General features: G+C 40.1%; 21 protein-coding genes and 1 tRNA gene. 4 read left to right on the forward strand and 18 right to left on the reverse strand.

Annotated elements, in window-relative coordinates; all coding sequences use genetic code 11:
- Window positions 1-26: 26 nt before the first annotated feature.
- From B1F84_RS13630 to B1F84_RS13645, 4 genes are all read right to left on the reverse strand, one after another.
- Complete coding sequence (locus B1F84_RS13630) at window positions 27-1904, reverse strand: methyl-accepting chemotaxis protein (RefSeq protein ID WP_131691737.1); 1878 nt, start codon at window positions 1902-1904, stop codon at window positions 27-29.
- Between the two features lie 259 nt (window positions 1905-2163).
- Window positions 2164-2240 (reverse strand) — tRNA-Ile (locus tag B1F84_RS13635).
- Window positions 2241-2516: 276 nt separating this feature from the next.
- Entirely contained in the window at window positions 2517-2675 is a 159-nt protein-coding gene (locus B1F84_RS13640; protein ID WP_008466367.1) for a YqaE/Pmp3 family membrane protein, read from the reverse strand.
- 65 nt (window positions 2676-2740) lie between these two features.
- Window positions 2741-3343: a BON domain-containing protein gene (locus B1F84_RS13645; RefSeq protein WP_131691738.1), complete on the reverse strand. Its 603-nt coding sequence runs from the start codon at window positions 3341-3343 to the stop codon at window positions 2741-2743.
- Window positions 3344-3657: 314 nt separating this feature from the next.
- Here B1F84_RS13645 and B1F84_RS13650 point away from each other — a divergent pair, with 314 nt between their 5' ends.
- Window positions 3658-4323 carry a LiaF domain-containing protein gene (locus B1F84_RS13650; RefSeq protein WP_131691739.1) on the forward strand — a complete coding sequence of 222 codons (666 nt, stop codon included), beginning with the start codon at window positions 3658-3660 and terminating at the stop codon, window positions 4321-4323.
- A 45-nt stretch (window positions 4324-4368) separates the two neighbouring features.
- On the opposite strand, the gene B1F84_RS13655 is transcribed toward B1F84_RS13650, so the two are convergent.
- Window positions 4369-4785 (reverse strand): VOC family protein, encoded by a 417-nt coding sequence (locus B1F84_RS13655; RefSeq protein WP_131691740.1) that lies wholly within the window; start codon window positions 4783-4785, stop codon window positions 4369-4371.
- Between the two features lie 236 nt (window positions 4786-5021).
- On the opposite strand from B1F84_RS13655, the gene suhB reads away from it, so the two are divergent.
- Complete coding sequence (suhB, locus tag B1F84_RS13660) at window positions 5022-5825, forward strand: inositol-1-monophosphatase (protein ID WP_010391751.1); 804 nt, start codon at window positions 5022-5024, stop codon at window positions 5823-5825.
- A 50-nt stretch (window positions 5826-5875) separates the two neighbouring features.
- Here the strand turns inward: suhB and B1F84_RS13665 are convergent, their stop codons facing one another.
- From B1F84_RS13665 to queA, 6 genes are all read right to left on the reverse strand, one after another.
- Complete coding sequence (locus B1F84_RS13665; protein WP_131691741.1) at window positions 5876-7663, reverse strand: bifunctional diguanylate cyclase/phosphodiesterase; 1788 nt, start codon at window positions 7661-7663, stop codon at window positions 5876-5878.
- Window positions 7664-7795: 132 nt separating this feature from the next.
- Window positions 7796-8743, reverse strand: coding sequence for a protein translocase subunit SecF (secF, locus tag B1F84_RS13670; RefSeq protein ID WP_076919407.1), 948 nt, complete (start codon window positions 8741-8743; stop codon window positions 7796-7798).
- Between the two features lie 9 nt (window positions 8744-8752).
- Entirely contained in the window at window positions 8753-10612 is a 1860-nt protein-coding gene (secD, locus tag B1F84_RS13675) for a protein translocase subunit SecD (RefSeq protein ID WP_008114832.1), read from the reverse strand.
- Between the two features lie 19 nt (window positions 10613-10631).
- A complete protein-coding gene (gene yajC, locus B1F84_RS13680; protein ID WP_010391747.1) occupies window positions 10632-10967 on the reverse strand; it encodes a preprotein translocase subunit YajC in 336 nt (111 codons plus the stop codon).
- Between the two features lie 26 nt (window positions 10968-10993).
- Window positions 10994-12121, reverse strand: a complete 1128-nt coding sequence (gene tgt, locus B1F84_RS13685) for a tRNA guanosine(34) transglycosylase Tgt (protein ID WP_008114828.1) — start codon at window positions 12119-12121, stop codon at window positions 10994-10996.
- Window positions 12122-12260: 139 nt separating this feature from the next.
- A complete protein-coding gene (gene queA, locus B1F84_RS13690; protein ID WP_008466350.1) occupies window positions 12261-13292 on the reverse strand; it encodes a tRNA preQ1(34) S-adenosylmethionine ribosyltransferase-isomerase QueA in 1032 nt (343 codons plus the stop codon).
- Between the two features lie 246 nt (window positions 13293-13538).
- Here queA and B1F84_RS13695 point away from each other — a divergent pair, with 246 nt between their 5' ends.
- Together B1F84_RS13695 and B1F84_RS13700 are read left to right on the forward strand one after the other, a co-directional pair.
- Window positions 13539-16070, forward strand: coding sequence for an EAL domain-containing protein (locus B1F84_RS13695; protein ID WP_131691742.1), 2532 nt, complete (start codon window positions 13539-13541; stop codon window positions 16068-16070).
- 186 nt (window positions 16071-16256) lie between these two features.
- Window positions 16257-16460 (forward strand): hypothetical protein, encoded by a 204-nt coding sequence (locus B1F84_RS13700; RefSeq protein WP_008114823.1) that lies wholly within the window; start codon window positions 16257-16259, stop codon window positions 16458-16460.
- 47 nt (window positions 16461-16507) lie between these two features.
- On the opposite strand, the gene B1F84_RS13705 is transcribed toward B1F84_RS13700, so the two are convergent.
- The 7 genes from B1F84_RS13705 to B1F84_RS13735 form a co-directional block, all read right to left on the reverse strand.
- Window positions 16508-17425, reverse strand: a complete 918-nt coding sequence (locus tag B1F84_RS13705) for a hydrogen peroxide-inducible genes activator (protein WP_008466345.1) — start codon at window positions 17423-17425, stop codon at window positions 16508-16510.
- 81 nt (window positions 17426-17506) lie between these two features.
- Window positions 17507-18775 (reverse strand): inorganic phosphate transporter, encoded by a 1269-nt coding sequence (locus B1F84_RS13710; RefSeq protein ID WP_008466343.1) that lies wholly within the window; start codon window positions 18773-18775, stop codon window positions 17507-17509.
- Window positions 18776-18814: 39 nt separating this feature from the next.
- The gene (locus B1F84_RS13715; RefSeq protein ID WP_036933418.1) at window positions 18815-19492 is read right to left on the reverse strand and encodes a TIGR00153 family protein; all 678 of its coding nucleotides are present in this window, start codon (window positions 19490-19492) and stop codon (window positions 18815-18817) included.
- A 150-nt stretch (window positions 19493-19642) separates the two neighbouring features.
- The gene (phoU, locus tag B1F84_RS13720) at window positions 19643-20344 is read right to left on the reverse strand and encodes a phosphate signaling complex protein PhoU (RefSeq protein WP_008466339.1); all 702 of its coding nucleotides are present in this window, start codon (window positions 20342-20344) and stop codon (window positions 19643-19645) included.
- A gap of 44 nt (window positions 20345-20388) precedes the next feature.
- Window positions 20389-21216, reverse strand: coding sequence for a phosphate ABC transporter ATP-binding protein PstB (pstB, locus tag B1F84_RS13725; protein WP_008114812.1), 828 nt, complete (start codon window positions 21214-21216; stop codon window positions 20389-20391).
- 19 nt (window positions 21217-21235) lie between these two features.
- The gene (pstA, locus tag B1F84_RS13730) at window positions 21236-22885 is read right to left on the reverse strand and encodes a phosphate ABC transporter permease PstA (RefSeq protein ID WP_008466335.1); all 1650 of its coding nucleotides are present in this window, start codon (window positions 22883-22885) and stop codon (window positions 21236-21238) included.
- 15 nt (window positions 22886-22900) lie between these two features.
- Entirely contained in the window at window positions 22901-25135 is a 2235-nt protein-coding gene (locus tag B1F84_RS13735) for an ABC transporter permease subunit (protein ID WP_036933415.1), read from the reverse strand.
- Window positions 25136-25267: the final 132 nt, after the last annotated feature.

Here is a 25267-nt window from a genome sequence, read left to right on the forward strand (position 1 = left end):
TTCGGCTGATTTTTATAAAACCGCGGTTAAAGCGTAAACTTACCTAGTAAATCCCTTAAAATATTCGACTCTTTATTTAAGCCATTACAAAGCTGCTCTGACTTTTTCATATTTTCTTTGGTTTGCTCTGCCGAGTCGGAAATCATCACAATATTTTGGCTAATTTCTGAGGTTGCTAACGTTTGCTCTCGCGTTGCAGTAGCAACTGAGTTATTTAACTCGCTTAACAGTACAATTTCCTGTGAAATACCATTTAATGTATGGCCTGTTTCTTTTAATCGCTCGGCATTTTCTAAGGTGTTTTTGCTGCCCAATTCAATCGCAGTTACCGTGCTTGAAGCTTTAGCATTTAACGAAGCAATCATCTCATTAATTTGCTCTGTAGACTCCGCAGTACGCTGTGCAAGCGTTCTTACTTCATCAGCAACTACTGCAAAACCACGCCCTTGCTCGCCAGCTCTCGCCGCTTCAATTGCCGCATTTAACGCCAATAAGTTAGTTTGCTCAGAAATCCCTTTAATAACATCTAATACATGAGAAATTGATTTAATCTCTGTCGAGAGCTCTAACACTGAGGCCACAGAATTGGCCATCGATGCTTCCAGCTGCTCCATTTGTTTAATTGTGCTTTGCACAAAATCAACGCCTTTATGCGTAGTTTCTTCGGTTTTAGTAGCAATATCTGCCGCATTGCTGGCACTGCCGGAAATATCTTGAACCGTAACTTCCATCTCATTAACCGCTGCCGCCACCGTTTGTGTACTCGATGATTGCACTTCAGCTAAATTAGCCGCGCCTTGCACTTGCTCAAGTACATCATGCGAAATATCTTTAACATGAATTGCCGACTCAGAAACCTGTTTAAACATATAATGTAACTGCTCTAAAAACAGGTTAAATTTAATCGCTAAATCAGAAATTTCATTATTATCGTCGGTAGGGAGTCGTGCTGTTAAATCGCCATCTTTTTCTGTTAATGCGTTCACCGCTGCAGTAATGTTTTCAATGGGTCTAAATATTTGCCCGACCAACACACGTGCTAACGCTAAACCTACAAGCGCAATAATTACACCAAAAATGATATTAGTATTAATAGCGCTATTAATTGGGCCATATAATTGCTCTTGGGGAATCTCAGCGACTAGGTGCCAACCTAAAGAGTTTACTGGTGTACTTGAGACAACATAGTCATCGCCATCAATTACTTTACTTTGAATTGCCCCATTTTTAATTGGCGCTAAGTTAACAGATTGCCCTATTTTAGTTTTATCACCATGCAACATAATCTCGCCAGTACCAGAGGCCAAATAAACAATGCCGCCCTCGCCAATTCTATATTCGCTTATGAGCTCCACCATAGAATCGAGCGAACGGCCTATCCCGGCAATTCCTTGTCGTTGCCCATCAAGCTCAATGGCATAATTAATAAATACCATTACCTCAGAGCTACCTTTATCTATATCGAGCGCGACTTCAAATGGCCTATCCGATGCTAAAAAAGTATCAAACCAAGTATCGCTGCTGTCTATTTGCCTAGAAATACCTTCATCGGTGTAATAGTTACGGGAATTTTTAGAAATAATATATGCGTTACTGGCTTGGTTTTTATTTTTTATATGTTTGAGGTAATCAATAAATTTACCGCGACTTTGCGCATCTTCATTATTATTCATCCATTGCTGCACAAATAAGTTTTGCGCTATTTCTTTACCAACAATAATAGGTGTAGAAAGCTCTAATTCAATTTGGCTTTTCACTTCACTAAGCGCTGTAGGTAGATCTACTCTAGCTAGCTTTTCTTCTGTATTTGAGCGAATACTATTTGAAAATATTAGCGTAGATATTGCTAAAGGAGCAACAACAGCCAGAATAAGACTGAGGTAAACTTTTCGTTTTAATAACATAGAGCACCTAAGGAGTAACTAAGCGAAATTTTATATACTGCACACTATTAACAGTAGCGACATTAAAGGTCATAAAGTAAAGATTTTTATAATAAAACCCCATAACACTTTAATAGTAGATCCAACTGTGTTTATTGCAATGTATTCAATAGAATTAATACAAAAATCAGTGCACTGGTAAAAATACGATAGAAATAATAAAAACGAATTTTATAAACGAGGAAGATGAGTTTCTATTTACTTGGAAAGCTTGTAAAAGTGGTGGCCCCTCCCAGACTCGAACTGGGGACCTAACGATTATGAGTCGTGTGCTCTAACCAACTGAGCTAAGGGGCCAACTTTGTATAACTGTAAGCAGTTAATTTTTGAGGCGTTTAGCCACAGAGCGACTAAAGCGGGTTGCAGTATAAAAAGTTTTTAGGGGCTTGTCACTAGCAAAAAGCTTTATTTTAACAATCAAGGGGCTAACTGCTCAAATAGTAGGCTTTGAGATTTTAATGGTGATGACTTTTAAAACGAATCCATTTATTAAATTACAGTCTGAGTGGCTAATACACATACCTTTGTTGGCACTTAGCAACTCAGTGTTAAATGTCCAGTCAAGCTACTGCATTACTTCTTGGCAATAATATAAATCGCATGAATTAATCCTGGGAAATAGCCGAGCAAGGTTAGCAGAATATTTAACCAAAAGTGCATCCCTAGCCCCACCTGTAAAAATACACCCAGTGGTGGTAATAAAATAGAAAAAATAATTCTGATGATATCCATAATTTAACCCTTCTAACGTTAGCAAAGCAAAAAGCCCAGCAAGGCTGGGCTTTTAGTATAGTGTATTATTCTGCAATAACAGTTAATTCATCAACTACTTCGCGAACATCTTCTGCGTTTTTAGCAATTTCCATCGCTAGTTGTTTTTCAGCATCCGATTCCACAGTCCCCTTTAGGGTAACTACACCGTTATCAGTATCAACATCAATGTCTGTACCACCGACTTCTGAATCAAATAAGTAGCGAGTGGTAATTACGGTGGTAATTTTCGCATCGGTTAAATCACTTTCAGTGTCGCTATCCATCATAGTAGAATCGTGGTGTTTAGCATTCATCTGATCAACTGTTGTTAAATCTTTTGCATCCTTGAGCTCAATAACAGTTAGATCATTTTCAACCTCAGTTACACCATCTAGGCTTAGCACAAGCTCTTCAGCAAGCTCTTTATCTACTTCGCTATTAACTTTACCTGTTAGCATTACTTTGCCATTTTTTACGTCCGTGTTGATGTCAAAGTTATTCAGGTTAGTGTTCATCAGCAGTACTGTTTCTGCCTTTCCATCAATCCAAGCATCTTTGCTTTCGTTTTCCCAGCTGCTTGCTTGAGCGCCCATTGCGGTTGTTCCTAATACTAGGGCTGCAATCATAGACTTATTAAATGTTTTCATAATCGTTCTCCTTTTGATTAAAGACACTTAAACTAATGCGAACATCGGGCCAATATTTTTTACACTTAAATTTCAATGACTTAAGTTAAAACTACCGATACTGACTTAAACCTACAAAGTAAACATTTACCGAGTATTGCGTAAAAGTTTCTCGAATAGCGAAACTTACTAAATAATTGTATATTTGGTTAATCTGTCGTTAATATAGTAACACGAAAGAACACAGCAAATCATAATACACTGATTTTAAATGAGTTAATATTTGGTATAAGGCTTGCTCTGAAATAACCAGCAACCATAAAAGGATAATTTAAATGTCTGTTAAAATTGAAGACCGCCCTATTGAGCAAGTTCGAGAGCAAGTGATTGATCAGCTCATTTATAATTACAGCCATGGTGTCATTTCTGTAGAAGCATTTGAACGACGCTTAGACGACGCCATGGCAGCGAGTGACAATAAAGCACTTATGGATCTCGTTGAAGATTTAACCTTAAATACTGACCAGCAATACAAGGCGCAAAAGCACTCGCAGTTTGCACCTAACTATGGTTCGCAGCATGAGGGGAGTGAAGAACCACTTACATTAAGAAGCATTCTTGGTTCAAGTGAACGAAGCGGCCAATGGGTCGTTCCTCAAAACATTTATATAGAAAACTACATGGGATCTATCAATCTTGATTTTACGGATGCTATTTTTACCCACCAACATGTCACTATTCACGTTAATTGTTACTTTGGTAGCGAAGAAATATATGTACCAGAGCACGTTAATGTAGTTTCTAAAATGTTTTGTATTTTAGGCAGTTTTGAAAATAAAACCGTATCACTCAATAAACGCCAAGGGCCAACAATTCACATTGAAGGAAAAACTGTTTTAGGCTCTGTGGAAGTTAAAGTTAAACGCACTATTAAAGAAAAATTTATTAGCTTTGCAAATGATTTAAAAACTCAACTTGGCATGAATAGTAAACATTTTTAAATATGCTAATTTATGATGAAGCCAAAATAGTTGGCTTCATCCATATTATAAATCGTTATTACGCTCACTGGGTATATCACTCATGTACTCTACAAACTCAACCTCAAACCCTGCGGGGTCAATAAAATAAATATTCTTCCTAAATGGATTTTCAGCGCCTTGCTTACTTATTTCAAAGCCCGCATGCTTTAAGCGCGTTATTACTGCATTTAAGTTATTAGTGACATAAGCAAAATGTGCCAAACCAATTTGATGCCCTGATAAGTCACGGTTTTCACCTTCTCCATGATCGCTAATAGCAATATATTGCTCGTTATCACCAAAGTGTATCCAGCGTCTTGCTTTACCATACCAGCTTCCTTCTCCCTCACTTCTAATTGACCAATAGGGAAACGCTGCTTGGTAAAACTTAAGCATGGCGTTTATATCACTGACAACTAAATTTACGTGTTCTAATTTCATAATTTTCTTCCTGTTAATTGAATATAGAACATCATAAAACCTCAAGCTAACTTTAGGTAAAGTGCTCATTCATAAATTTATTGCTTGTTTTTATTTCAAGAAATGTAGTGAAAGATCATAGCTGTACAAAAAACACTCACAAGTATTTAGGCTTTATGGTTTACTTTATGGCAAAAACCGCTAAAATACGCCGGCTTAAATATATAAACGTTCTTTTACAACCCAAAGGTAATACCATGCATCCAATGTTAAACATTGCGGTTCGCGCTGCGCGTAACGCAGGCAAACTTATTCTTCGTGCAAGTGAAGACTTATCAAAAGTTGAAGTGCAACAAAAAGGCACCAACGATTTAGTTACTAACATTGATAAAGAAGCCGAAGCCGTAATTCGTGACACTATTTTACGTTCTTACCCTGATCACTGCATTGTTGGTGAAGAGTTAGGCGAACACAAAGGTAAGGATGCTGATTACCAATGGATTGTTGACCCACTTGATGGTACAACTAACTTCATCAAGGGTATCCCTCATTTCGCAGTATCTATTGCACTTAAAGTTAAAGGTCGTTTAGACCAAGCAGTAATTTACGATCCAATTCGTGGTGAGCTTTTCACTGCTTCTCGCGGTCAAGGCGCACAGTTAAACAGCAAACGTTTACGCGTATCTAAAACGGTTGAACTTGCCGGTTCTGTTCTTGCTACAGGTTTTCCTTTCAAACAAAAACATCACTTAGATGCCTATTCTGAAGCGTTTAAAGCGTTATTTGTTCACACAGCTGATATTCGTCGTGCAGGCTCTGCTGCGCTAGATATGGCGTATGTTGCAGCGGGTCGTGTTGATGGTTTCTTTGAAATTGGTTTAAAACCTTGGGATACAGCAGCAGGTGAGTTATTAGTTAAAGAAGCTGGCGGCATGGTTGTTGATTTTGCTGGCGGTAATAACTACAACGTGAGCGGTAACGTAATCTGTGGTGCACCTAAGCTAACACAAGCGATCGTTCGTGAAATGCGTCCAGTATTATCTGAGTCGTTATTACGTTAATCGTAATTACGTACTAAAAAAAGGAGCCTTGGCTCCTTTTTTGCTTTTTGTTAGCCACTTTTTTTACTATTGGATAAACGTACAACAGCGGGAGCGGGTCTTCTGCGATTACAAATAAATAGGTAGCTGTGTTTGAAGCGCTTAGCTTCCTTCTTTGCATCGGTTGCTAATGCCGCCACTTGATGACTATTTTTACACTGCTGCAGATCAGGCTCAACTAAACCTATCGATAATGTAAGTAAAGGCACAAACTGCTTTTCGCCTTCTCTATTAGTTGCCCAATACCCTTTTTCAGCAATATGCTCTGGCGTAAAAAACACGCGTGACTGCAGTTCAAATTGCGTGATAATAGTATTACAAACTTCCACCGCATCTTTTTTTTCAAACACCACCATAAAATCATCGCCGCCAATATGGCCGACAAAGTTAGCGCTGTGCGCACACGCTTTTACAGTCACATCGGCCAGAAGTTTTATCACGCTGTCACCACTGGCATAACCATACAAATCGTTAAATTGTTTAAAGTGATTTAAATCGATATAGGCTAGTGAAAATGGCTGTTTATGTTGCAGACGCTGCTCTATTACCTCACTAATTGCCACATTACCCGGTAACATGGTCAAAGGGTTAGCATGTTGGGCGTGGCGGATTTTTTCTGCTGTAATGTGCTTTAGTATGTCTCTGAGCGGTGCCAAGCCTAAATATTTATTGTTGCAGGTGATAACAATATGACGACGAATATCAAAATCTTGCTCTGTTATTTGCTGGGAGACAATATCAAGCATTTGATTTTCATCAACCACCAGAGGTTGTTTATCCATTAACTCTGTGACTTCACACTTATCATAAAGCGCGTGCCCATAAGGCGCGGCAAACACTTCTGTTAGCTGATCTTTGTGTAACAGCCCTATTGGCTGCTGACTGCTATTTAATACCGGTAAGCTGATTGTGCTTTTGTCTTGCTCAAAAAGTGCATGAGCTTCTTTACAACGCGTATGACTGCTAATAGCAGGCTGAGCAACAGCAAGCACACCTATTGCCATTGATTGCTCAAACTTTGAGGCGGCTTGGGTCGAAGTGAGTGATTGTAACTGTTTACAGTTATAGTCATAACTTGGCTGTTGACTCGGTCTTTCTAACAAAAACCCCTGAACATGATTTATGCCTATGCTTTTGACTAAATCTAGCTCTTCAGGACGTTCAATTCCCTCTGCAATCACCGCTGTATTTGTTGCCCGCGCTAACACCATAATTGATTTTAAAAATTCTTTTTTAACTTCGCTTTGATCGCAATGATCAATAAAGTAACGATCAATTTTTACAATATCTGGGCATAACTGCGACCATTGCTTTAGTCCGGAATAACCTGCACCGAGGTCGTCAATAGCAATAGTAAAGCCTAGCTCTCGATAATGCGCGATGGTTTTTAACAGTAAAAAACCATCATCTACCTTTTCTTGTTCGGTGACTTCAATCACCACACGATTGGCTGCAAGACCAAACTGCTCAATTAAATGTAAGGTTTCGCCTTTAGGGTGACTCGGATCGAGTAAAATTTTTGGGCTGACATTTAAAAATAACTTCCCTTGTAGACTGAGTTTTACAAAATTTTCAATGGCGCGAGAGCGGCATAAAAGCTCAAGCTCTGAGATCAATTTGTATTTATGAGCCGTTTCGAATAGCTTATTTGGCATGGCTAACGGACCATTTTTAGGGCCTCGACTCAGCGCTTCATACCCAATAATAGATTGCTTAGCTATATCGAAAATAGGTTGGAACAAGGTTGTTATTGCCCCTTGGTGTAAAATTGATTCTAAGACTTGTCGTTGCTCTGTCACTACTAGCTCGGATAAAAATTTAATAAGAGCAATAAAATACCAACTGAGTATGACTATTATGTGACTTATGTACGAGGCAATAAAAAACCGCTCACTAGGAGCGGTTTTTTAAAAAGGATAATTTAATCTCAATTAAGGCATTGGATCTAAATCAGCGCCTTCTTTTTCAATCACTTCTGGTATTAAATCTTCTTTACTTACGCCCATGGCAATAGCTACCGAACTGGCAACGTAAACTGAAGAATAAGTACCAATAAATACACCAAATAATAGTGCAGTAGCAAAGCCATGAATGGTTTGGCCACCCCATACAAATAACGCAATCAATACTAAAATAGTGGTTATTGAGGTTACTAAGGTACGGTTAAGTGTTTGCGTAAGCGAGATATCAATAATCTCAACAGTGTCGTCAATACGTACTTTACGGAAGTTTTCACGAATACGGTCTGATACAACAATGGTATCGTTTAGTGAATAACCTATCACGGCGAGTATTGCTGCCAAAATAGTTAAGTCAAACTCTAAACCAAGTACCGAGAACAAACCAATCGTAATAATTACATCGTGTAAAAGCGCACCAACTGCACCCACAGCAAAACGCCATTCAAAGCGAAACGCCACGTAAATTAAGATACAAATAAGCGCAGTTAACATGGCAAGGCCACCCTGCTCTTTTAAGTCTTCACCTACGCTTGGGCCTACAAACTCAATACGGCGCATTACTACGCTATCATCAGCTTGTTTAAGAGCAGCAATCACTTGGTTACCAATCACTTCTGCTTTTACATCATCACCGCGAGGGGCTAAACGAACCAGTATCTCTTGGCTTGAGCCAAAAAGCTGTACCGATGCATCAGCAAAATCGTTTTCAGCCAGTACATTACGAACTTTTTTCAGATCGGCTGGTTGTGAAAAACCTACCTCAACTGCTGTACCGCCGGTAAAATCTAAACCGAAATTTAAGCCTTTAACAAAAAGTGACGCCAGCGACGCTATAATTAATAACGTAGAAAAGCCCATTGCCACTTTTCGAAGAGACATGAAACGAAGGGTTTTTCCGCCCAATCTTAAAATTTGCATGTCTGCTCCTTAAATTGAAAGTTTATCAACACGTTTGCCACCAATAAATAGGTTGATCACCGCACGGGTACCTATAATTGCTGTAAACATAGACGTTAAAATACCAATTGCTAAGGTTACCGCAAAGCCTGCAACAGGACCGGTACCAACAGCAAACAAGATAATCGCCGCAATTAATGTGGTGATATTGGCATCAAAAATAGTACTAAAGGCACTATCGTAACCAAAATGAACCGCTTGTTGAGGGCTACGGCCATCGGCCAGCTCTTCACGAATACGTTCAAAAATAAGTACATTCGCATCAACAGCCATACCAACGGTTAATACAATACCGGCTATACCTGGTAGGGTGAGTGTTGCGCCTGGAATTAACGACATAACGCCGATAATAAGTACTAAGTTGGCAGCCAGTGCAATATTTGCAACAAGACCAAAACCTTTGTAGTAAATAAGCATAAAGGCCAGTACAAACGCAAAACCTAAGGCTACAGCGGTCATACCTGCTTCAATGTTTTCTTGACCTAAGCTTGGCCCAACCGTACGTTCTTCTACAATTTGAATAGGCGCAACCAGTGCACCCGCGCGAAGTAGTAAACTTAAGTTATGTGCTTCAGCTGGGTTATCAATACCGGTAATGCGGAATGAACGGTCAAGACGCGCTTGAATGGTTGCTACGTTAATAACTTCTTCCACTTTAATTGGCGGAAGTGCTTTACCGTCACTGTCTTTTTTACCTGATGGCTTGTATTCAATAAACACGGTAGCCATGCGTTTACCGATAGCACGCTTGGTAAAGGCATTCATTTTTGCCCCACCTTTACTATCGAGTTTAATGCTTACTTGTGGACGCTGGTACTCATCTGCACCTGACTGCGCGCCAGTAATATGGCTGCCTTCAAGAATAATGCGTTTTTTTAGTACTACAGGGTAACCATCACGACTCATGATCATTTCAGTACCCGGTGGGATACGACCTTGAGCAGCGGCGCTTATGTCAGCATTTTCGTCAACCTCACGAAACTCAAGCGTTGCCGTAGCACCTAAAATTTCTTTAGCGCGAGCGGTATCTTGAATCCCTGGTAATTGCACAATAATACGTTCAGCACCTTGACGCTGTACGTTTGGCTCTGCAACCCCAATTTGGTTGATACGGTTACGAATAATAGTTTCGTTTTGCTTGATAGCATAGTCACGAATTTCTTTTAGCTTTAGCTCACTCATAGTGGCAAAGAATGCGTTATCGTTACTGCTATCATCAATGTAAACGTTTAATGGGTAACGGCTTTCTAAAAAGCGCTCTGCAGCGTCTTTATCTTCTTCGTTACGCATTTCTACACGCATACGCTCAGTACCAGCTACACGGCGCACACTACGATAACGTAGTTTTTCTTCGCGCAGGTCGCTACGAAAATCTTGCTCCATTTGCTCTAACTGATTATCCACCGCAGTGACCATATCGATTTCCATGGTGAAATGCACACCACCACTTAAATCTAGGCCTAACTTCATAGGATTACCGCCCAGCGACTTTAACCAAGCCGGTTGTGCAGGAGCCATATTAATTGCTGAGATATAATCGTTACTAAGCGAGTTACGCAGTAAGTCTTGCGCTTTAAGTTGGTCTTCAACGTTTTTAAAGCGAACAAGAATTTGCCCGTCTTCGAGCTTTGTCGATTTAGCGCTAACGTTATCTTTTTTGAGGATTGCGTTTACTTTGTCTACAACACTGAGGTCAACATCGGTGCCTTTAGCGCCAGAAACCTGTATGGCCGGATCGCGGCCATACAGGTTTGGTGAAGCATATAAAAGGCCAATGGCTAACACAGCTAAAACAAGTAAATACTTCCAAATTGGAAACTTGTTTAACACGGGGTCGTCCTTATTATTTTTATAGCGACTTCATTGTGCCTTTAGGCAATACAGCAGATACTGCTGATTTTTGTACTGTTACTTCTGCTTGCTCATTTAATGAGATCACGATGAAGTCTTTATCTTCAGCAATTTTTACGATTTTACCCACTAAACCACCTTGGGTTAGCACTTCATCGCCTTTTGCCATCGCACTCATTAAGCTTTTATGCTCTTTTACGCGCTTTGCTTGCGGGCGGTAAATTAAAAAGTAAAAAACCAAACCAAAAATCGCTAACATAATTAGCATTTCCATACCGCCGCCTGCCGCAGGTGCGCCAGCGCTTGCATGCGCGTTTGAAATAAATAAACTCATAATACTTCCTCTTTAATTTTTAAATTTTAATTTGTTGTATCAGCTAGCTCTGGCACTTCTTGGCCTCGGCGAGCGTAAAAATCGTGTACAAATGTCTCTAGTTGACCTTCGCTAATAGCATTACGCAAACCTTCCATAACACGTTGATAGTATCGTAAGTTATGGATAGTGTTTAGTCGTGCACCCAAAATTTCGTTACATTTGTCTAAATGATGCAAATAGGCGCGCGAATAATTATTACAGGTATGGCAATCACACTCAGGATCAAGTGGACCAGTATCTGTTTTATGCACTGCGTTACGGATTTTAATGGTACCCGTTGTAATAAATAAGTGACCATTACGTGCATTACGCGTTGGCATTACGCAGTCAAACATATCAATACCGCGACGAACCGACTCAACTAAGTCTTCTGGCTTGCCTACACCCATTAAATAACGTGGTTTGTTTTCTGGCATTTTATAAGCACAATGATCAAGAATATTAATCATTTCATTTTTAGGTTCACCCACCGATAAACCACCCAATGCATAACCATCAAAACCAATTTCTTCAAGACCCGCTTGTGATTGTGCACGAAGCTCAGGATACATACCGCCTTGAATAATACCAAACAATGCTGATGGGTTGTCGCCATGCCCTTCTTTTGAACGCTTAGCCCAACGAAGAGAAAGCTCCATAGAGTCTTTGGCTTCTTTTTCGGTGGCAGGGTACGGCGTACATTCGTCAAATATCATCACGATATCTGAGCCGAGATCACGCTGCACTTCCATTGATTTCTCTGGCGACATCATAATTTGGTCACCATTTACAGGCGATTGGAACATTACGCCTTCTTCAGTGATTTTACGCATTGCGCCAAGGCTAAATACTTGGAAACCGCCTGAATCAGTAAGAATTGGGAAGTCCCAGTTCATAAAGTCGTGTAAATCACCGTGCTGTTTGATGATTTCAGTGCCAGGGCGCAACATTAAGTGAAATGTATTGCCTAAACAGATTTGTGCACCCGTTGCTTTAACTTCATCAGGTGTCATGCCTTTAACCGTGCCGTAAGTACCTACAGGCATAAACGCTGGTGTTTCTATTACACCTCGGTCAAAAATCAAGCGACCGCGGCGTGCTTTGCCATCGGTGCAGTCTAATTCAAATTTCATAATATCCTCTGTGTCGGAAAAACAGTCCAACAAGCTATAATTTAACCGCTCGATTCTACCCTTTTTACCATCCTATTACTATTAGCAGTGAAAAATTCACTGTGCTTGGGAGTAAAATAAAAACCGATAACGCTGTAAATTATTTACGGGTCAAAAACATTGCATCGCCATAGCTAAAAAAGCGATACTGTTGTTCAATTGCAGTATTGTAGGCACCCATAATATTGTCTTGTCCTGCAAAGGCACTGACCAGCATAATTAAGGTTGATTCAGGTAAATGGAAGTTGGTGACCATGGCATCAACAACATTAAATTGATAACCCGGAAAAATAAAAATATCGGTATCACCAAAGTAAGTATCTAACTTGCCGCCATGTATTTTTGCTGCCGACTCAAGTGAACGAACTGAAGTTGTACCTACCGCAATCACACGCCCGCCCTTGGCTTTAGTGCTTGCAACCGCATCCACCACATCTTGCGGTACTTCAATATATTCAGAGTGCATGATGTGCTCATCAACACTTTCTACCCTAACTGGCTGGAATGTACCTGCACCAACATGCAAGGTAACAAACGCCATTTGTACGCCTTTGTCTTTAAGCGCAGTCATGAGTTTATCGTCAAAATGAAGGCCTGCTGTTGGTGCCGCAACCGCGCCTGGCTTTTCACCATATACTGTTTGGTAACGCTCACGATCCGCTTCGTTATCTGGGCGGTCAATGTAAGGAGGAAGCGGCATATGACCCACATCATTTAAAATGTCGAGCACATTTTCACTGCGGTCAAACTCAAGCTCAAATAACGTATCGTGGCGTGCCACCATAATAGCTTTTGCTTTGCCCTCTAAAATGAGTACATTACCCGGCTTTGGCGATTTACTCGCGCGAATGTGAGCGAGCACGCGGTGTTCGTCTAATACGCGTTCTACCAGCACCTCAACTTTACCGCCAGATTCTTTTTGACCAAACATACGCGCAGGTATTACTTTGGTGTTGTTAAAAACCAGTAAGTCGTTTTCGTTTACAAGCTCAAGAATGTCACTAAATATTTTATGCTCAACAGCACCACTCGGCCCGTCTAAGCTCAATAAACGGCTACTGGTTCTATCTGCTTTAGGAAAACGAGCAATTAATTCATCAGGTAAGTCAAAGCTAAAATCAGCTACGCGCATTGTTAGAATTCCACATCATTTAAAATCGCGCCAAGTGTATTACTATTACTAATGAAGCTCAAGATAACCCCTATATTCTCCCTAATTACTATTACTAATGAAGCTCAAGATAACCCCTATATTCTCCCTAATTAGCTATCAATGAACTACATTTAAAATAGCGGTTAAATACGCTTGTTCTTATCGCTAAATATCATTACTCTTACTAATTGAATTATTATCTGCATTTCTCGGAGTGGTACCTAAGTGGCAAAACAGCTTAAATTGCTAATATTAAATGCAAGTAATGATGAGCGCCAGACTATACGTGCCACGCTGGAGAGGCTTAGTGTGTTTGAGTTTATTGAAGCCTCAGACAGCCAAGATGCGTTAAAAATCTTAAAGAACCAAAGCGTAAATATAATCATAACCGGCTTAGATGTAGGTAAAATTGATGGTTGGCGGTTTTCACGTATGATCCGCTCTGGTTTGCTAAACACGCCGAAAAACACGCCTATTTTGCTAATTCCGCCCATTTATTGTGAGCGTATCGCTGAAACCACCGCGCGTAGCTATGGCATTGATGCAGTACTGCCTTTTGAGCGCCAAGATATATTGCCGCAAATACTAGCAAATGTGCTGTCGAGTCATTTAGAAAAAAGCAGTCGCTTAAACCTGTTGTTATTAGAACCCTTTACCAGCAGAGCAAACGACATGAGTGAACAATTAAAGCTTAACTTTGCAATTACTCATGTTACTAACGAAAAAGACGCGCTCAGTGCCTATAATCAGCAGCCGTTTGCTATCGTGCTACTTGATGCCACTGCAGCACACGCTGAGAGCTCAAATCAATTAGTCGAAAAGATCCTACAGCATAACCCTCAGCAAGCCATTGTTACTATTATTGATAAAAACGATGCCGATTACGCCGAGCAGTTATTACTTTCAGGCGTTACCGACTTTATTCGCGCCCCTTACGACCCCTCATTTTTAAATAAAGTCTGTGATCACGCAGCTCGTCGTGAAGACTTTATGGTCAGCTATGCTGAATTTGCTAATAAGGTACAGCAGCTAAGTATTAGTGAAGTAAAGTATCGCGACCTATTTTCAGCGCATCAACGTATTTTATTGCACCTAAACACAGTTGTACTTGAATTAGACCAACAAGGGAATATTCGCTTTATAAACCCTGCGTGGGAATCTCTGAGCGGCTTTGGAGTTAAGTCGACCTTACAACAACCACTCACTGCATTTTGTACCACAGAATATAAACAGTCATTACAAGCGACGATTGATGATATTTTACAAGGTGGCGCAAACAAACAAAAAATAGAAGTTAAACTAAGCCAAAAAAATGGTAATTCAGTGTGGGTTGAATGTCGGCTTCAGTTAATAAAAAATAGCAGCAACAACGCTACTATTACCGCCACACTCGATAATATTCATGAGCGCAAGCAAGCAGAGCTGCAATTACGCCATCTGGCATTGCATGATACTTTAACCGGCCTACACAACCGGTATTATTTTGACCAACAGCTTAACTATATTTGCCAGAGCGAAAATACCCATACAAATATTGAACATGCACTTATTTATATCGACCTTGATCACTTTAAAATAATCAACGACAGCAAAGGTCACCAACAAGGTGATATTGTTTTAAAAGAAGTGGCTCAGCTGTTTATTGCCAATATTAGTAATGAGCATCTGATCTGCCGTGTTGGTGGTGATGAATTTGCGGTGATACTTAAAAATACCAATTTATTGGATGCACATTTAATCGCAGAAGGAATTTGTAGTGCCATTGAAGGCAACCAATTTAAATCTGAAGAGCAAATCTATTCAATTAGTTGCTCGATTGGTTTAACCCAAATCACTGCTGATAACTGCGATCCAAATGAATGCTTAAAGCAGTCAGATATTGCGTTATATATTGCTAAAAATTTAGGCCGTAACTTAGTACATTGCTATTCAAAACAAGATGGTGAAAACAATGCGCTGCAAACGGGTTTAGAATGGGGTCATGGAGTACGCCAAGCACTCCAACAAGACAGTATAGAGCTTCATTACCAACCCATTTGGGATTTTAAAACCAATCAAGTTGCCTATTTTGAAGTACTGCTAAGGTTAAAACTCGATGGCGAGCTTATTTACCCAAATCAATTTATTCCCTCATTGGAAATGCTTAACGATACCTTTTTAATGGACCAATGTGTTATTCGTAACAGCATTGCGAGTGTTGCTGCACATCCAGAGCTTCTTCAAGTTGCAATAAACTTATCGGCACAGTCATTTTTAGATGAGCGTTTATTGCCATTAATAGAGTCGACCCTTGAGAAGTATAAAGTATCTCCGGCGAAAATTATTTTTGAAATAACCGAGTCGGCCAGTATTAATAATTTAGCGGCGACGCGTAAAATGATTGAGCGGCTAAATAATTTAGGCTGCCACTTTTCAATTGATGACTTTGGCACCGGCTTCAGTACTTTTAATTACCTTAAACAATTACCAGCTCAACACGTAAAAATTGACGGCTCATTTGTTCGCGATATGCTTAATGACTCCATTGATTTAGCGCTAGTAAAGGCCATAAATGACATCAGTCGCTCACTAGATAAGCGCTCTGTAGCCGAATATGTTGAAACCGCAGAAGTGTTTTTTGCACTTAAAGAAATTGGTATCGACTACGGGCAAGGTTACTTTATTGCTCGCCCTGTACCTATTGACAAGGTATTGATTGAGTTAGAAAAAATAAAAAATAATCCTATTTTTTATCAAGACACCCTCACGTCACTATAAACATTAATAAACAAATTTAAGCAATTTATTACTTTCAAATTTGCCTATCTAACCTATACTTTGCTTATCGGCAGCACAATGTCATGAAAATTAAGTGATTACCTTGATTTTACATGACATCTTTATTTCTTATCGTCTAGATGTCTATACTTTTAAAGGTGGACATAGGGCATAAGGAGGATGTTTATGACGCAACTAATCACGTTATTATTGTTTATACACTTTGCTATTGCGCTTCAATGTTACAAATATGCTCAGATCAAGGGTTACCCTGTAAAAACCTTTACAGTGCTTGGGCTAGTCCCTTACTTTAATGTAGTTGTTTGGGTTTACTTACTATTTTTACCGCCGCTAGAAAGCTATCACGGCCAGCACAAGCAGCCACTTTAATTCCCCCGTGTTATTTAGCGTATTAATTAAAATACGCTTTTTTTTATCTATTTAAAATCAACACTGCACTGCTTTTTCAAAAAAACCTCTAATTGTTGGCTAAACAATTTAAAGTCACGAATGCGCCCCGTTGTTTTGCGCCACAATACACCAATATCACGATAGGCATCACCTTGCGATGGTGTAGCAAGCATATCTTTGTTCTCTAAAATACCCGCGTTAATTGCCATTTGCGGTAAAAACGTCACGCCAAGTTTATACTCAACCATACTCAATAAGGTATGAAGGCTAGCCGCCTCAAAGGGGTTTATACAACTAGAGCGGTTTAAATGACACGCACTAAGCGCATGCCCTGTCATACAGTGCTCTCGCTCAAGCAAGAATACACTGGCTTCTGGTAGTAAATTAAAGTCTTCAATACCTTTAGCTGGCATGTAATCTTTATGATGCACTAAGCTAAAGTGATCTTGTGCTAATACTTGGGTATGAAATTTATCGGTTTCGTAGGGCAGCGCTAATAATGCTAAATCAATTTGCCCATGTTCTAACTTGTCGAGAAGCTTGTCGCTGGTGTCTTCAATTAATACCAACTCTAAATCTACAAATGTTTGCTGACAAAAATGATATAAAGGCGCTGCGATAAAGCTGGCTATAGTAGGAATAACACCCACCGTTAATGTACCACTAAGCGGTGTTAAAAAGCTTTTAGTTAACTCTTTTAAACTAATTGTATCGTTGATTATTTTTCTTGAACGCTCAACCACCTCTTCACCAATGGTGGTAAACATTAGGCTGCGATTTTCTCGCTCTATAAGCTGACATCCTAAAGTTTCTTCTAGGTTTTGAATCGCGGTACTCAGCGTAGACTGACCGATAAAACAAGCACTGGCTGCTCGGCCAAAATGTTGATGTTGATGCACAGCTAATAAATACTGCAGCTGTTTAATACTAGGGAGATTGGTCATTTTTCTTTCCACAAATAAAAAGACCCCAACACCAAGGGCGTTGAGATCTTTTCAAGCTAAAAGTCTTTTAAGTACTTTTTATTAAACCCCAAAAGCGGTTCTTAGTACGTAGAAAATAACAATAGCAAGGGCAGCACCAACTGGCAATGTAATTACCCAAGAAACTACAATATTTCTTATTACACCCATGTTAAGTGCGGCAATACCACGTGCCATACCTACGCCCAACACAGCGCCCACTAGGGTTTGTGTGGTTGAGATAGGTAAGCCTGTGCCCGATGCAATAACAACCGTAGAGGCCGCGGCTAATTCAGCAGCAAAACCACGACTTGGTGTTAAATGGGTAATACCTTCACCAATGGTTTTAATTACTTTTTTACCTAAAATAGCAAGACCGGCAACAATACCTAAACCACCTAGTGGTAATATCCACCAAGCGATAGCCGCCTTTTTAGCAATTTCACCATTGTTTTCAACAATGTTTACAACAGCAGCTAGAGGTCCAATTGCGTTAGCAACGTCGTTAGAACCATGAGCAAATGCCATACAACAAGCAGTTAGCACCATAAGTACCGCAAACACTTTTTCTACATTGTTAAACTGCATTTCTCTATCCGCTTTAGGATCGATATTTAAACGAGAAATAGCAATTTTACCAATAACAGCAACTAGTACCGCTATACCAATAGAAATAGCAAAACCTTCAAATGTACCTAAATTAATACCAATGTGCTTTAAGCCTTTTTTAATGGTCACAAGTGCCATAATAAAGCCAGCTAAACCCATGTATATTGGTACAAAGCGCTTTGCATTTTTAAGTGGAGCATCGGTGTCAAAAATCAGCTTTTGCGCACTCATAAATATTAAGTACGCTATAAAACCAGATATCGCCGGCGTTACAATCCAGCTACCTACGATACCGGCAACCTTACCCCATTGAATAGCCTCTGTGCCTACTGCAACAAGAGCAAAACCAATGATAGCGCCAATGATTGAATGAGTCGTCGATACCGGCCAACCTAAAAACGAGGCCATTAATAACCAACTGCCAGCGGCGAATAAAGAGGCGATCATACCTAAAACCATCAGTTCAGGAATGTCAGCAAATGGGGTCGCATCAATAATCCCTTTACGAATTGTTGATGTTACTTCACCCCCTGCTAAATAAGCACCTGCGAATTCAAAAATCATCGCGATAAAAATCGCTTGTTTAATGGTAAGTGCTTTTGAACCCACCGATGTACCCATCGCATTGGCAACGTCGTTTGCGCCAATACCATAAGCCATAAAAAAGCCGACTGCTGCGGCAATTAAAATTAATACCGTGCCGTAAGATGCAATGATATCCATTGTGTAACCTTAATCTTTCGTGTTTGAACTGATTTTAAATTAACGAGCTAACATCAGCTCAAGACGTGATCCTACGCGCTCTGCAATATCTGCAAGCTCGCCAACCCATTCAATGATTTTGTATAAAAACATTACATCAACTGGATTTAGCCCATCTTCTACTTTACGTAGTTGACGGCGTATTTTAATTTGCATTTCATCCGTGTCTTGTTCTATGGCATCCAATTCAACAAGCATTTTTTCAACCAGAGTTACTTCTCTGCCTTTAAAGCCTGTTTCTAACAATTCTTCTAATTCATTAATCGCTTTAGATGCTTGTTTAGTTGCATCTACACAACGAGTTACATATGCCAAAAAGTCTTCTTGAATCTCTTTTGGTATGATCATCTCACGACCAATTACGCGCCCAGCAATGTCTTTTGCTTTATTAGCAATTTTGTCTTGTTGGGTTACTAATTCGAGCAGATCTGTACGCTCTACCGGCATGAATAATCCACGCGGTAATTGTAGGCGTATGTTTCTTTTCATTTCATCGGCTTCACGCTCTAAGTTTCGAATAGTTAAACGTAGCTCTTCAGCTTGTTGCCATTCTTCTTTAAAAACGTGATTGAAAAAAGGTATCAAGGTTTTACTAGCTTGATGAACCTTTCGGATATGTTCTTCCATTGGTTTTATAGGAGATTTTGCAAATACTCCTAGAAACGCGTTTGTATGCATAACTGACCCTTAAATCAATTTAGTATGCTGATCAGCGTGAATTTTACAGCATTAAGCTCGATTGTGAACGCTTTTTATTGCTCAATGACCAGCAGACTAAAAGAAAAATGAATATTCATCCCTATAATTAAAAAGGATGATGGTTCAAAATTACAAAGACTTCTCTATATCTTCTTGAGATGTATGACGAATATCTTTTCCATTTACAAAATAGATAATATATTCAGCGATGTTTTGACAGCGATCACCGATGCGCTCTAATGAGCGAACAGACCATACTAAATCCATAATTTTTGGAATTGAGCGCGGATCTTCCATCATGTAAGTCATTATTTGACGGGTGATTGCTTCATATTCCCTATCCACTTTGGCATCCTCTTTATGCACTTCAAATGCACGTTGCACATCCATACGTGCAAATGCATCTAAAACGTCATGCAACATTTTAGATACTTGGCGTCCCATATTTTCGATATTTACTAATAAATCTTGTTGATCCTTAGTAAATGAGTCTAGTGCAACTTTAGCAATTCGCTTAGCTTCATCACCAATTCGCTCTAAATCGGCAATGGTTTTTGCAATTGCCACCACTAAACGCAGGTCGCTAGCAGCTGGCTGACGACGCGCGATAATGCGAGTACAGTCTTCATCAATACTCACTTCCATTGCATTAACTTTATAATCATTCTCACGCACTTTTTGTGCTAGTACCGCATCGTTTTGACTTACCGCGTCAAGGGCACTATTTAGTTGCTGCTCAACCAGTCCACCCATGCTTAGCACATGGTTACGGACATCTTCTAGTTCTTGATTAAAACGACCAGAAATATGTTTATTAATGTTGTGTTCCATAATGACCTTCTTTAATAATTTATTGCTTTCGCGTTTTAATCCGACTAGCCGTAGCGACCGGTAATATAATCTTCCGTTTTTTTCTTTGTAGGCGTTGTAAACAAGGTATTGGTATCTGAATACTCAATCAGCTCCCCCATATACATAAACGCTGTTTGATCAGAAACACGAGCTGCTTGTTGCATGTTGTGAGTAACAATAACCACAGTAAATTTATTCTTTAAATCATTAATTAGTTCTTCGATTACTAACGTTGAAATCGGATCCAGTGCTGATGTTGGCTCATCAAGCAGTAATACCTCTGGCTCAATCGCAATAGAGCGAGCAATCACTAAACGTTGCTGCTGACCGCCCGATAAACCAAATGCGCTATCGTGAAGTCTATCTTTTACTTCATCCCAAAGAGCTGCACCGCGAAGCGATTGCTCGACCACTTCATCAAGCTTACGCTTTTCTTTAATGCCTTGCAGGCGAAGACCATATACCACATTCTCATAAATTGATTTTGGAAATGGGTTTGGGCGCTGGAACACCATGCCAACATTACGGCGAAGCGCTGCAACATCAACGCTTTTATCGTAAATATTTTGCCCATGCAGCATGATTTCGCCTTCAATACGACAAATATCTACCAAGTCGTTCATGCGGTTAATACAACGTAATAAGGTTGATTTACCACAACCCGACGGGCCGATAAATGCCGTTACTTGGCCTTTAGGAATATTCATATTTACTTTACTCAGTGCTTGTTTATCACCGTAGTAAAGGTCGAGATCTTTAATTTCTAGCGCTTTTTGTTCGTCTGTTAAATTATTTAAATCTAACTTCAAGCTTGGCTTTGCTTGGTTTACTTTTGGAGCGACTGTAATCATGTTTGTTACCTATACTAAATTAATGCTCAAGCGATCTGAATTTTTCACGTAAATGGTTACGTATACCAATGGCGGTGATGTTAAGGGTAATAATAACCGACACTAACAAAAAGGCCGTTGCATATACCAGCGGACGCGCCGCTTCAACGTTCGGGCTTTGAAAGCCAACATCGTAAATATGAAAACCTAAGTGCATGAATTTTCTGTCTAAATGTATATATGGGAAGTTACCATCAAGCGGCAGCGTTGGCGCCATTTTTACCACACCCACCAGCATAAGTGGTGCAACCTCACCCGCTGCACGAGCAACCGCTAAAATTAAACCCGTCATAATTGCAGGACTGGCCATAGGAATTATGATTCGCCATAGCGTTTCTACCTTAGTCGCGCCCAGTGCTAGCGAACCATCACGGACCGTGCTTGGAATACGAGATAAACCTTCTTCGGTAGACACTATCACTACTGGCAACGTTAATATCGCCAAGGTAAGTGCTGACCATAAAACACCTGGGGTACCAAACACAGGGGTAGGCGATGACTCTGGATAAAATAATTGGTCAACACTACCACCAACCATATAAACAAAGAAACCTAAGCCAAATACACCGTATACAATAGACGGAACACCCGCCAAGTTAATAACCGCAATACGGATCATTTTAGTAATTGCATTTTTGGCTGCATATTCATGTAAGTAAATAGCAGCAACCACGCCAAATGGCGTTACAATCACAGCCATTAACATCACCATAAATACCGTACCAAAAATAGCAGGAAATACGCCGCCTTCGGTATTAGCTTCACGTGGGTCATCTGCAACAAACTTACCTAACTGCACAAAGTAATGACCTAGTTTAGCAAAAAAGCCCATATCGTTTGGAAACCATACATCCAACACTTGATAAAGCGGGATAGTAACAACCTCACCACGCATATCTTTTACGGTTACTTGATCACGTTTAGCTTGTTTACGCAGTGCGAATAGCTCTTTTTCTAATTCACCATATTGTGCACGTAAATCAGCACGCGCTTGAGCAAGCTCAGCAACACGCTCGTCAGTTAGCTCGTTATCAAGCAAGTAGGCTTTTTCTTGTAAACGTAAACGCTCTAGCTCATAGTTTATATGTCCTATGTCGCCATTTTGTAAATCAAGCGCTTCGTCATTTAAGTCGACTGCACGCTCTACAAGGTCATGTAAGGTTTCTACTTTATCTGCTGTTACCGTCTGACCGTCTTTAATGACGCTTTCTACATACCCGTAAAAATTACCGTTTTTACTGCGCTCGAATACCGCGAGTGCTTTGGGTGCTGAACTTTGTTTAATATCGGTTTCGAGTATCCAGCGAAAATCTAAATCAACATACTCACGGTTACCTGTTTTAATTAGTAAACGCTCAACCTCATCTTTTTCAAATTTAGAAACATCAATACCGGTTGCCGCTAAACGCGACTTAGGTACCAATTCACGGTCATAAATTTCACCAATAACGGTTTGCTTCGCAATTGAGCCTTCAAGCTCATACTGCATAACTTGAGATGGCCAAAAAAAGCTTAACCCCTTCCATGCAATCATGGCGAGTAAACCAATTACTGAAATTAAACTGATGCTGACAGCACCACCGGTCATCCAAATCCAAGGAGAACCAGACCTAAACCACTGCTTTACCATGTCGTGTTTCTCCACTTACATTGAGCTGTATTTTTCACGCAGCTGCTGACGAACAAACTCAGCAACGGTGTTGAAAATAAAGGTGAATATGAATAATACAAAGGCGGCTAAGAATAGAATTCGGTAATGCGAACTCCCTACTTCCGACTCTGGCATTTCGACGGCGATATTAGCGGCTAAAGTACGCATGCCTTGGAAAATACTCCAATCCATAATCGGGGTATTACCGGTAGCCATAAGTACAATCATAGTTTCGCCTACGGCACGGCCTAATCCCATCATTACCGCAGAGAAAATACCTGGGCTGGCCGTTAGTAACACCACGCGAATTAGGGTTTGCCACTGCGTTGCACCTAACGCTAACGAGCCATTTGATAAATGCTTAGGCACACTAAATACCGCATCTTCGGCAATTGAGAAAATAGTGGGAATAACCGCAAAGCCCATCGCAATACCTACTACTAATGAATTACGCTGATCGAAGGTCATGCCTAATTCATTAGTTAGGTATTGACGCACATTGCCATCAAACATCCATAGTTCGATACTTTCGCTCATCGCAAACGACAACCAACCAATAAATAACACCACAGGTATTAGTAAAATTGAATGTGAACCTTCAGGAATTTTATGGCGAATAACCGCAGGTAATTTAGTCCAGCCTAACGCCGTTGCTAAAATACCTAATGGCAGTAACACCAGTAAACCAACAATAGCCGGCAAGTGCTCTTCAATTAAAGGCGCTAACCACAAGCCAGCTAAAAAGCCTAGAATAACCGTTGGTAGAGCTTCCATTATTTCAACCGTCGGCTTAACCACGCGACGCAATTCGCTCGACATAAAATAAGCAGTATAAATAGCGGCTGATATAGCAATAGGTACTGCAAATAACATCGCATAAAGCGCTGCTTTTAAAGTACCAAATGAAATAGGTACTAGTGAAAATTTCGATTCAAAATCATCACTGGCAGAAGTAGATTGCCAAATATAGCCGGGTTCAGGGTAGCCTTCGTACCACACTTCTTGCCAAAGCGCTGACCACGTTACTTCTGGGTGCTCGTTATGAATTTCTAAAACCGTTAGCTTATTATCAGCTAAAATTAGCGCCGCATTTGAACGCGGAGCAATAGCAAATTGTTCAATTGCACCGTCACTGACTTTACCTTGCCATAACTTTGCTTCGCTGGTTGTGTAATAAAGCCCTAATTCACCATTTTGACCGGTTGTAAAAAAGGTGCGACGGTAAAACTCGGTAAAAATATTCAGCTTACTTTGCTTAGTCGTTTCAAATGAACGGATTTTTTGAAACTCACGTCCTGAATCTGTATTGATTTCAAACCACTGCGATATTTCACCATTATCATTGGCCAACATCAGTGAGTTTGCACCCGCCAATAATTGCGATGACACTATATTGGCGTTTTCTTCATTGGCAGATAATAATTGAATTTGCTCAACTTCACTTGGGTAGCGAGTATCGAATACGTAAATTTGATTAGCAGAACGAACAAAGGTGCGGGTGGTATCTGGCGACATTAATAGCTCATCTACGCGACCATCAACGTTAAGTTCAGTGCGTTCCACTTGCCATTCAACTTCACCAGTGAACATGTTTTCTTCGGCTACAAAGCTACTAAATACCACTCGTTTATCGGCGGTAAGTGCCACCACGGCTGTTTTGTCTTCATAATGGCTAAAGGCAAAACGCTTAATAGCGGCACCTTGCTCATCAACTTCGAGTGCCATTTCCCCCAGAGGATAACCTAAACGCGGGGTTAATTTACGTTCATTATTAGGGAAGGTAACTAAAAACTTAGGCGCGACAATAGTCACGGTGCCGTTTTCTAAGCCATACGCATAATGCCCTTGAAAAGGAGCACTATTTGCAAAACTAGTTACCTGCGCGGGTAAAGTGGCATTAAGTGTTTTTAGTTTTTTACCAAACTGTGCTTTATCAACACTATAGAAGTTAACTTGACCTTGATTATCAAGTAAGTAAGCAACCTCAGTTTGCTCTTCAACACCAAGCCCTACTATTTGCTCAGTATTAGCAACATTAAAGCTAGCGCGCTTTTCAACTTTGGCTGACTCAAAAATAGGCTGCACTACATAAAGAAGGTAAAAAAAGATTAATAGCAGTGCTATTAATACCATTATACCGCCAGCGGTTATGCCAAACTTAGCAAACCGGTCTTTAAATAGACGGCTTCGATCCGTATTAAAAGTCGGTTTATTCGGATTTGAAGTCATCAAAACACCCTTATATCTTAACGTTGGGCGCATTATATTTCATCAAAGTGACAGTAATGTTACAGTCGTAATAATTCTTTACTTATACAGAGTCTGTTCATCTTTGCAGATTAAATTTTCAGCTTTATGAGC

Origin of the sequence: Pseudoalteromonas sp. DL-6, from assembly GCF_004328665.1 — a bacterium.
Lineage (GTDB): Bacteria > Pseudomonadota > Gammaproteobacteria > Enterobacterales > Alteromonadaceae > Pseudoalteromonas.

What these genes read in the sequence shown, in the direction of transcription:
- B1F84_RS13630 (WP_131691737.1), bottom strand. Translation starts at nt 1,904, where the DNA reads ATGTTATTAAAACGAAAAGTTTACCTCAGTCTTATTCTGGCTGTTGTT.
- B1F84_RS13640 (WP_008466367.1), bottom strand. Translation starts at nt 2,675, where the DNA reads ATGGATATCATCAGAATTATTTTTTCTATTTTATTACCACCACTGGGT.
- B1F84_RS13645 (WP_131691738.1), bottom strand. Translation starts at nt 3,343, where the DNA reads ATGAAAACATTTAATAAGTCTATGATTGCAGCCCTAGTATTAGGAACA.
- B1F84_RS13650 (WP_131691739.1), top strand. Translation starts at nt 3,658, where the DNA reads ATGTCTGTTAAAATTGAAGACCGCCCTATTGAGCAAGTTCGAGAGCAA.
- B1F84_RS13655 (WP_131691740.1), bottom strand. Translation starts at nt 4,785, where the DNA reads ATGAAATTAGAACACGTAAATTTAGTTGTCAGTGATATAAACGCCATG.
- suhB (WP_010391751.1), top strand. Translation starts at nt 5,022, where the DNA reads ATGCATCCAATGTTAAACATTGCGGTTCGCGCTGCGCGTAACGCAGGC.
- secF (WP_076919407.1), bottom strand. Translation starts at nt 8,743, where the DNA reads ATGCAAATTTTAAGATTGGGCGGAAAAACCCTTCGTTTCATGTCTCTT.
- yajC (WP_010391747.1), bottom strand. Translation starts at nt 10,967, where the DNA reads ATGAGTTTATTTATTTCAAACGCGCATGCAAGCGCTGGCGCACCTGCG.
- tgt (WP_008114828.1), bottom strand. Translation starts at nt 12,121, where the DNA reads ATGAAATTTGAATTAGACTGCACCGATGGCAAAGCACGCCGCGGTCGC.
- queA (WP_008466350.1), bottom strand. Translation starts at nt 13,292, where the DNA reads ATGCGCGTAGCTGATTTTAGCTTTGACTTACCTGATGAATTAATTGCT.
- B1F84_RS13700 (WP_008114823.1), top strand. Translation starts at nt 16,257, where the DNA reads ATGACGCAACTAATCACGTTATTATTGTTTATACACTTTGCTATTGCG.
- B1F84_RS13705 (WP_008466345.1), bottom strand. Translation starts at nt 17,425, where the DNA reads ATGACCAATCTCCCTAGTATTAAACAGCTGCAGTATTTATTAGCTGTG.
- B1F84_RS13710 (WP_008466343.1), bottom strand. Translation starts at nt 18,775, where the DNA reads ATGGATATCATTGCATCTTACGGCACGGTATTAATTTTAATTGCCGCA.
- B1F84_RS13715 (WP_036933418.1), bottom strand. Translation starts at nt 19,492, where the DNA reads ATGCATACAAACGCGTTTCTAGGAGTATTTGCAAAATCTCCTATAAAA.
- phoU (WP_008466339.1), bottom strand. Translation starts at nt 20,344, where the DNA reads ATGGAACACAACATTAATAAACATATTTCTGGTCGTTTTAATCAAGAA.
- pstB (WP_008114812.1), bottom strand. Translation starts at nt 21,216, where the DNA reads ATGATTACAGTCGCTCCAAAAGTAAACCAAGCAAAGCCAAGCTTGAAG.
- pstA (WP_008466335.1), bottom strand. Translation starts at nt 22,885, where the DNA reads ATGGTAAAGCAGTGGTTTAGGTCTGGTTCTCCTTGGATTTGGATGACC.
- B1F84_RS13735 (WP_036933415.1), bottom strand. Translation starts at nt 25,135, where the DNA reads ATGACTTCAAATCCGAATAAACCGACTTTTAATACGGATCGAAGCCGT.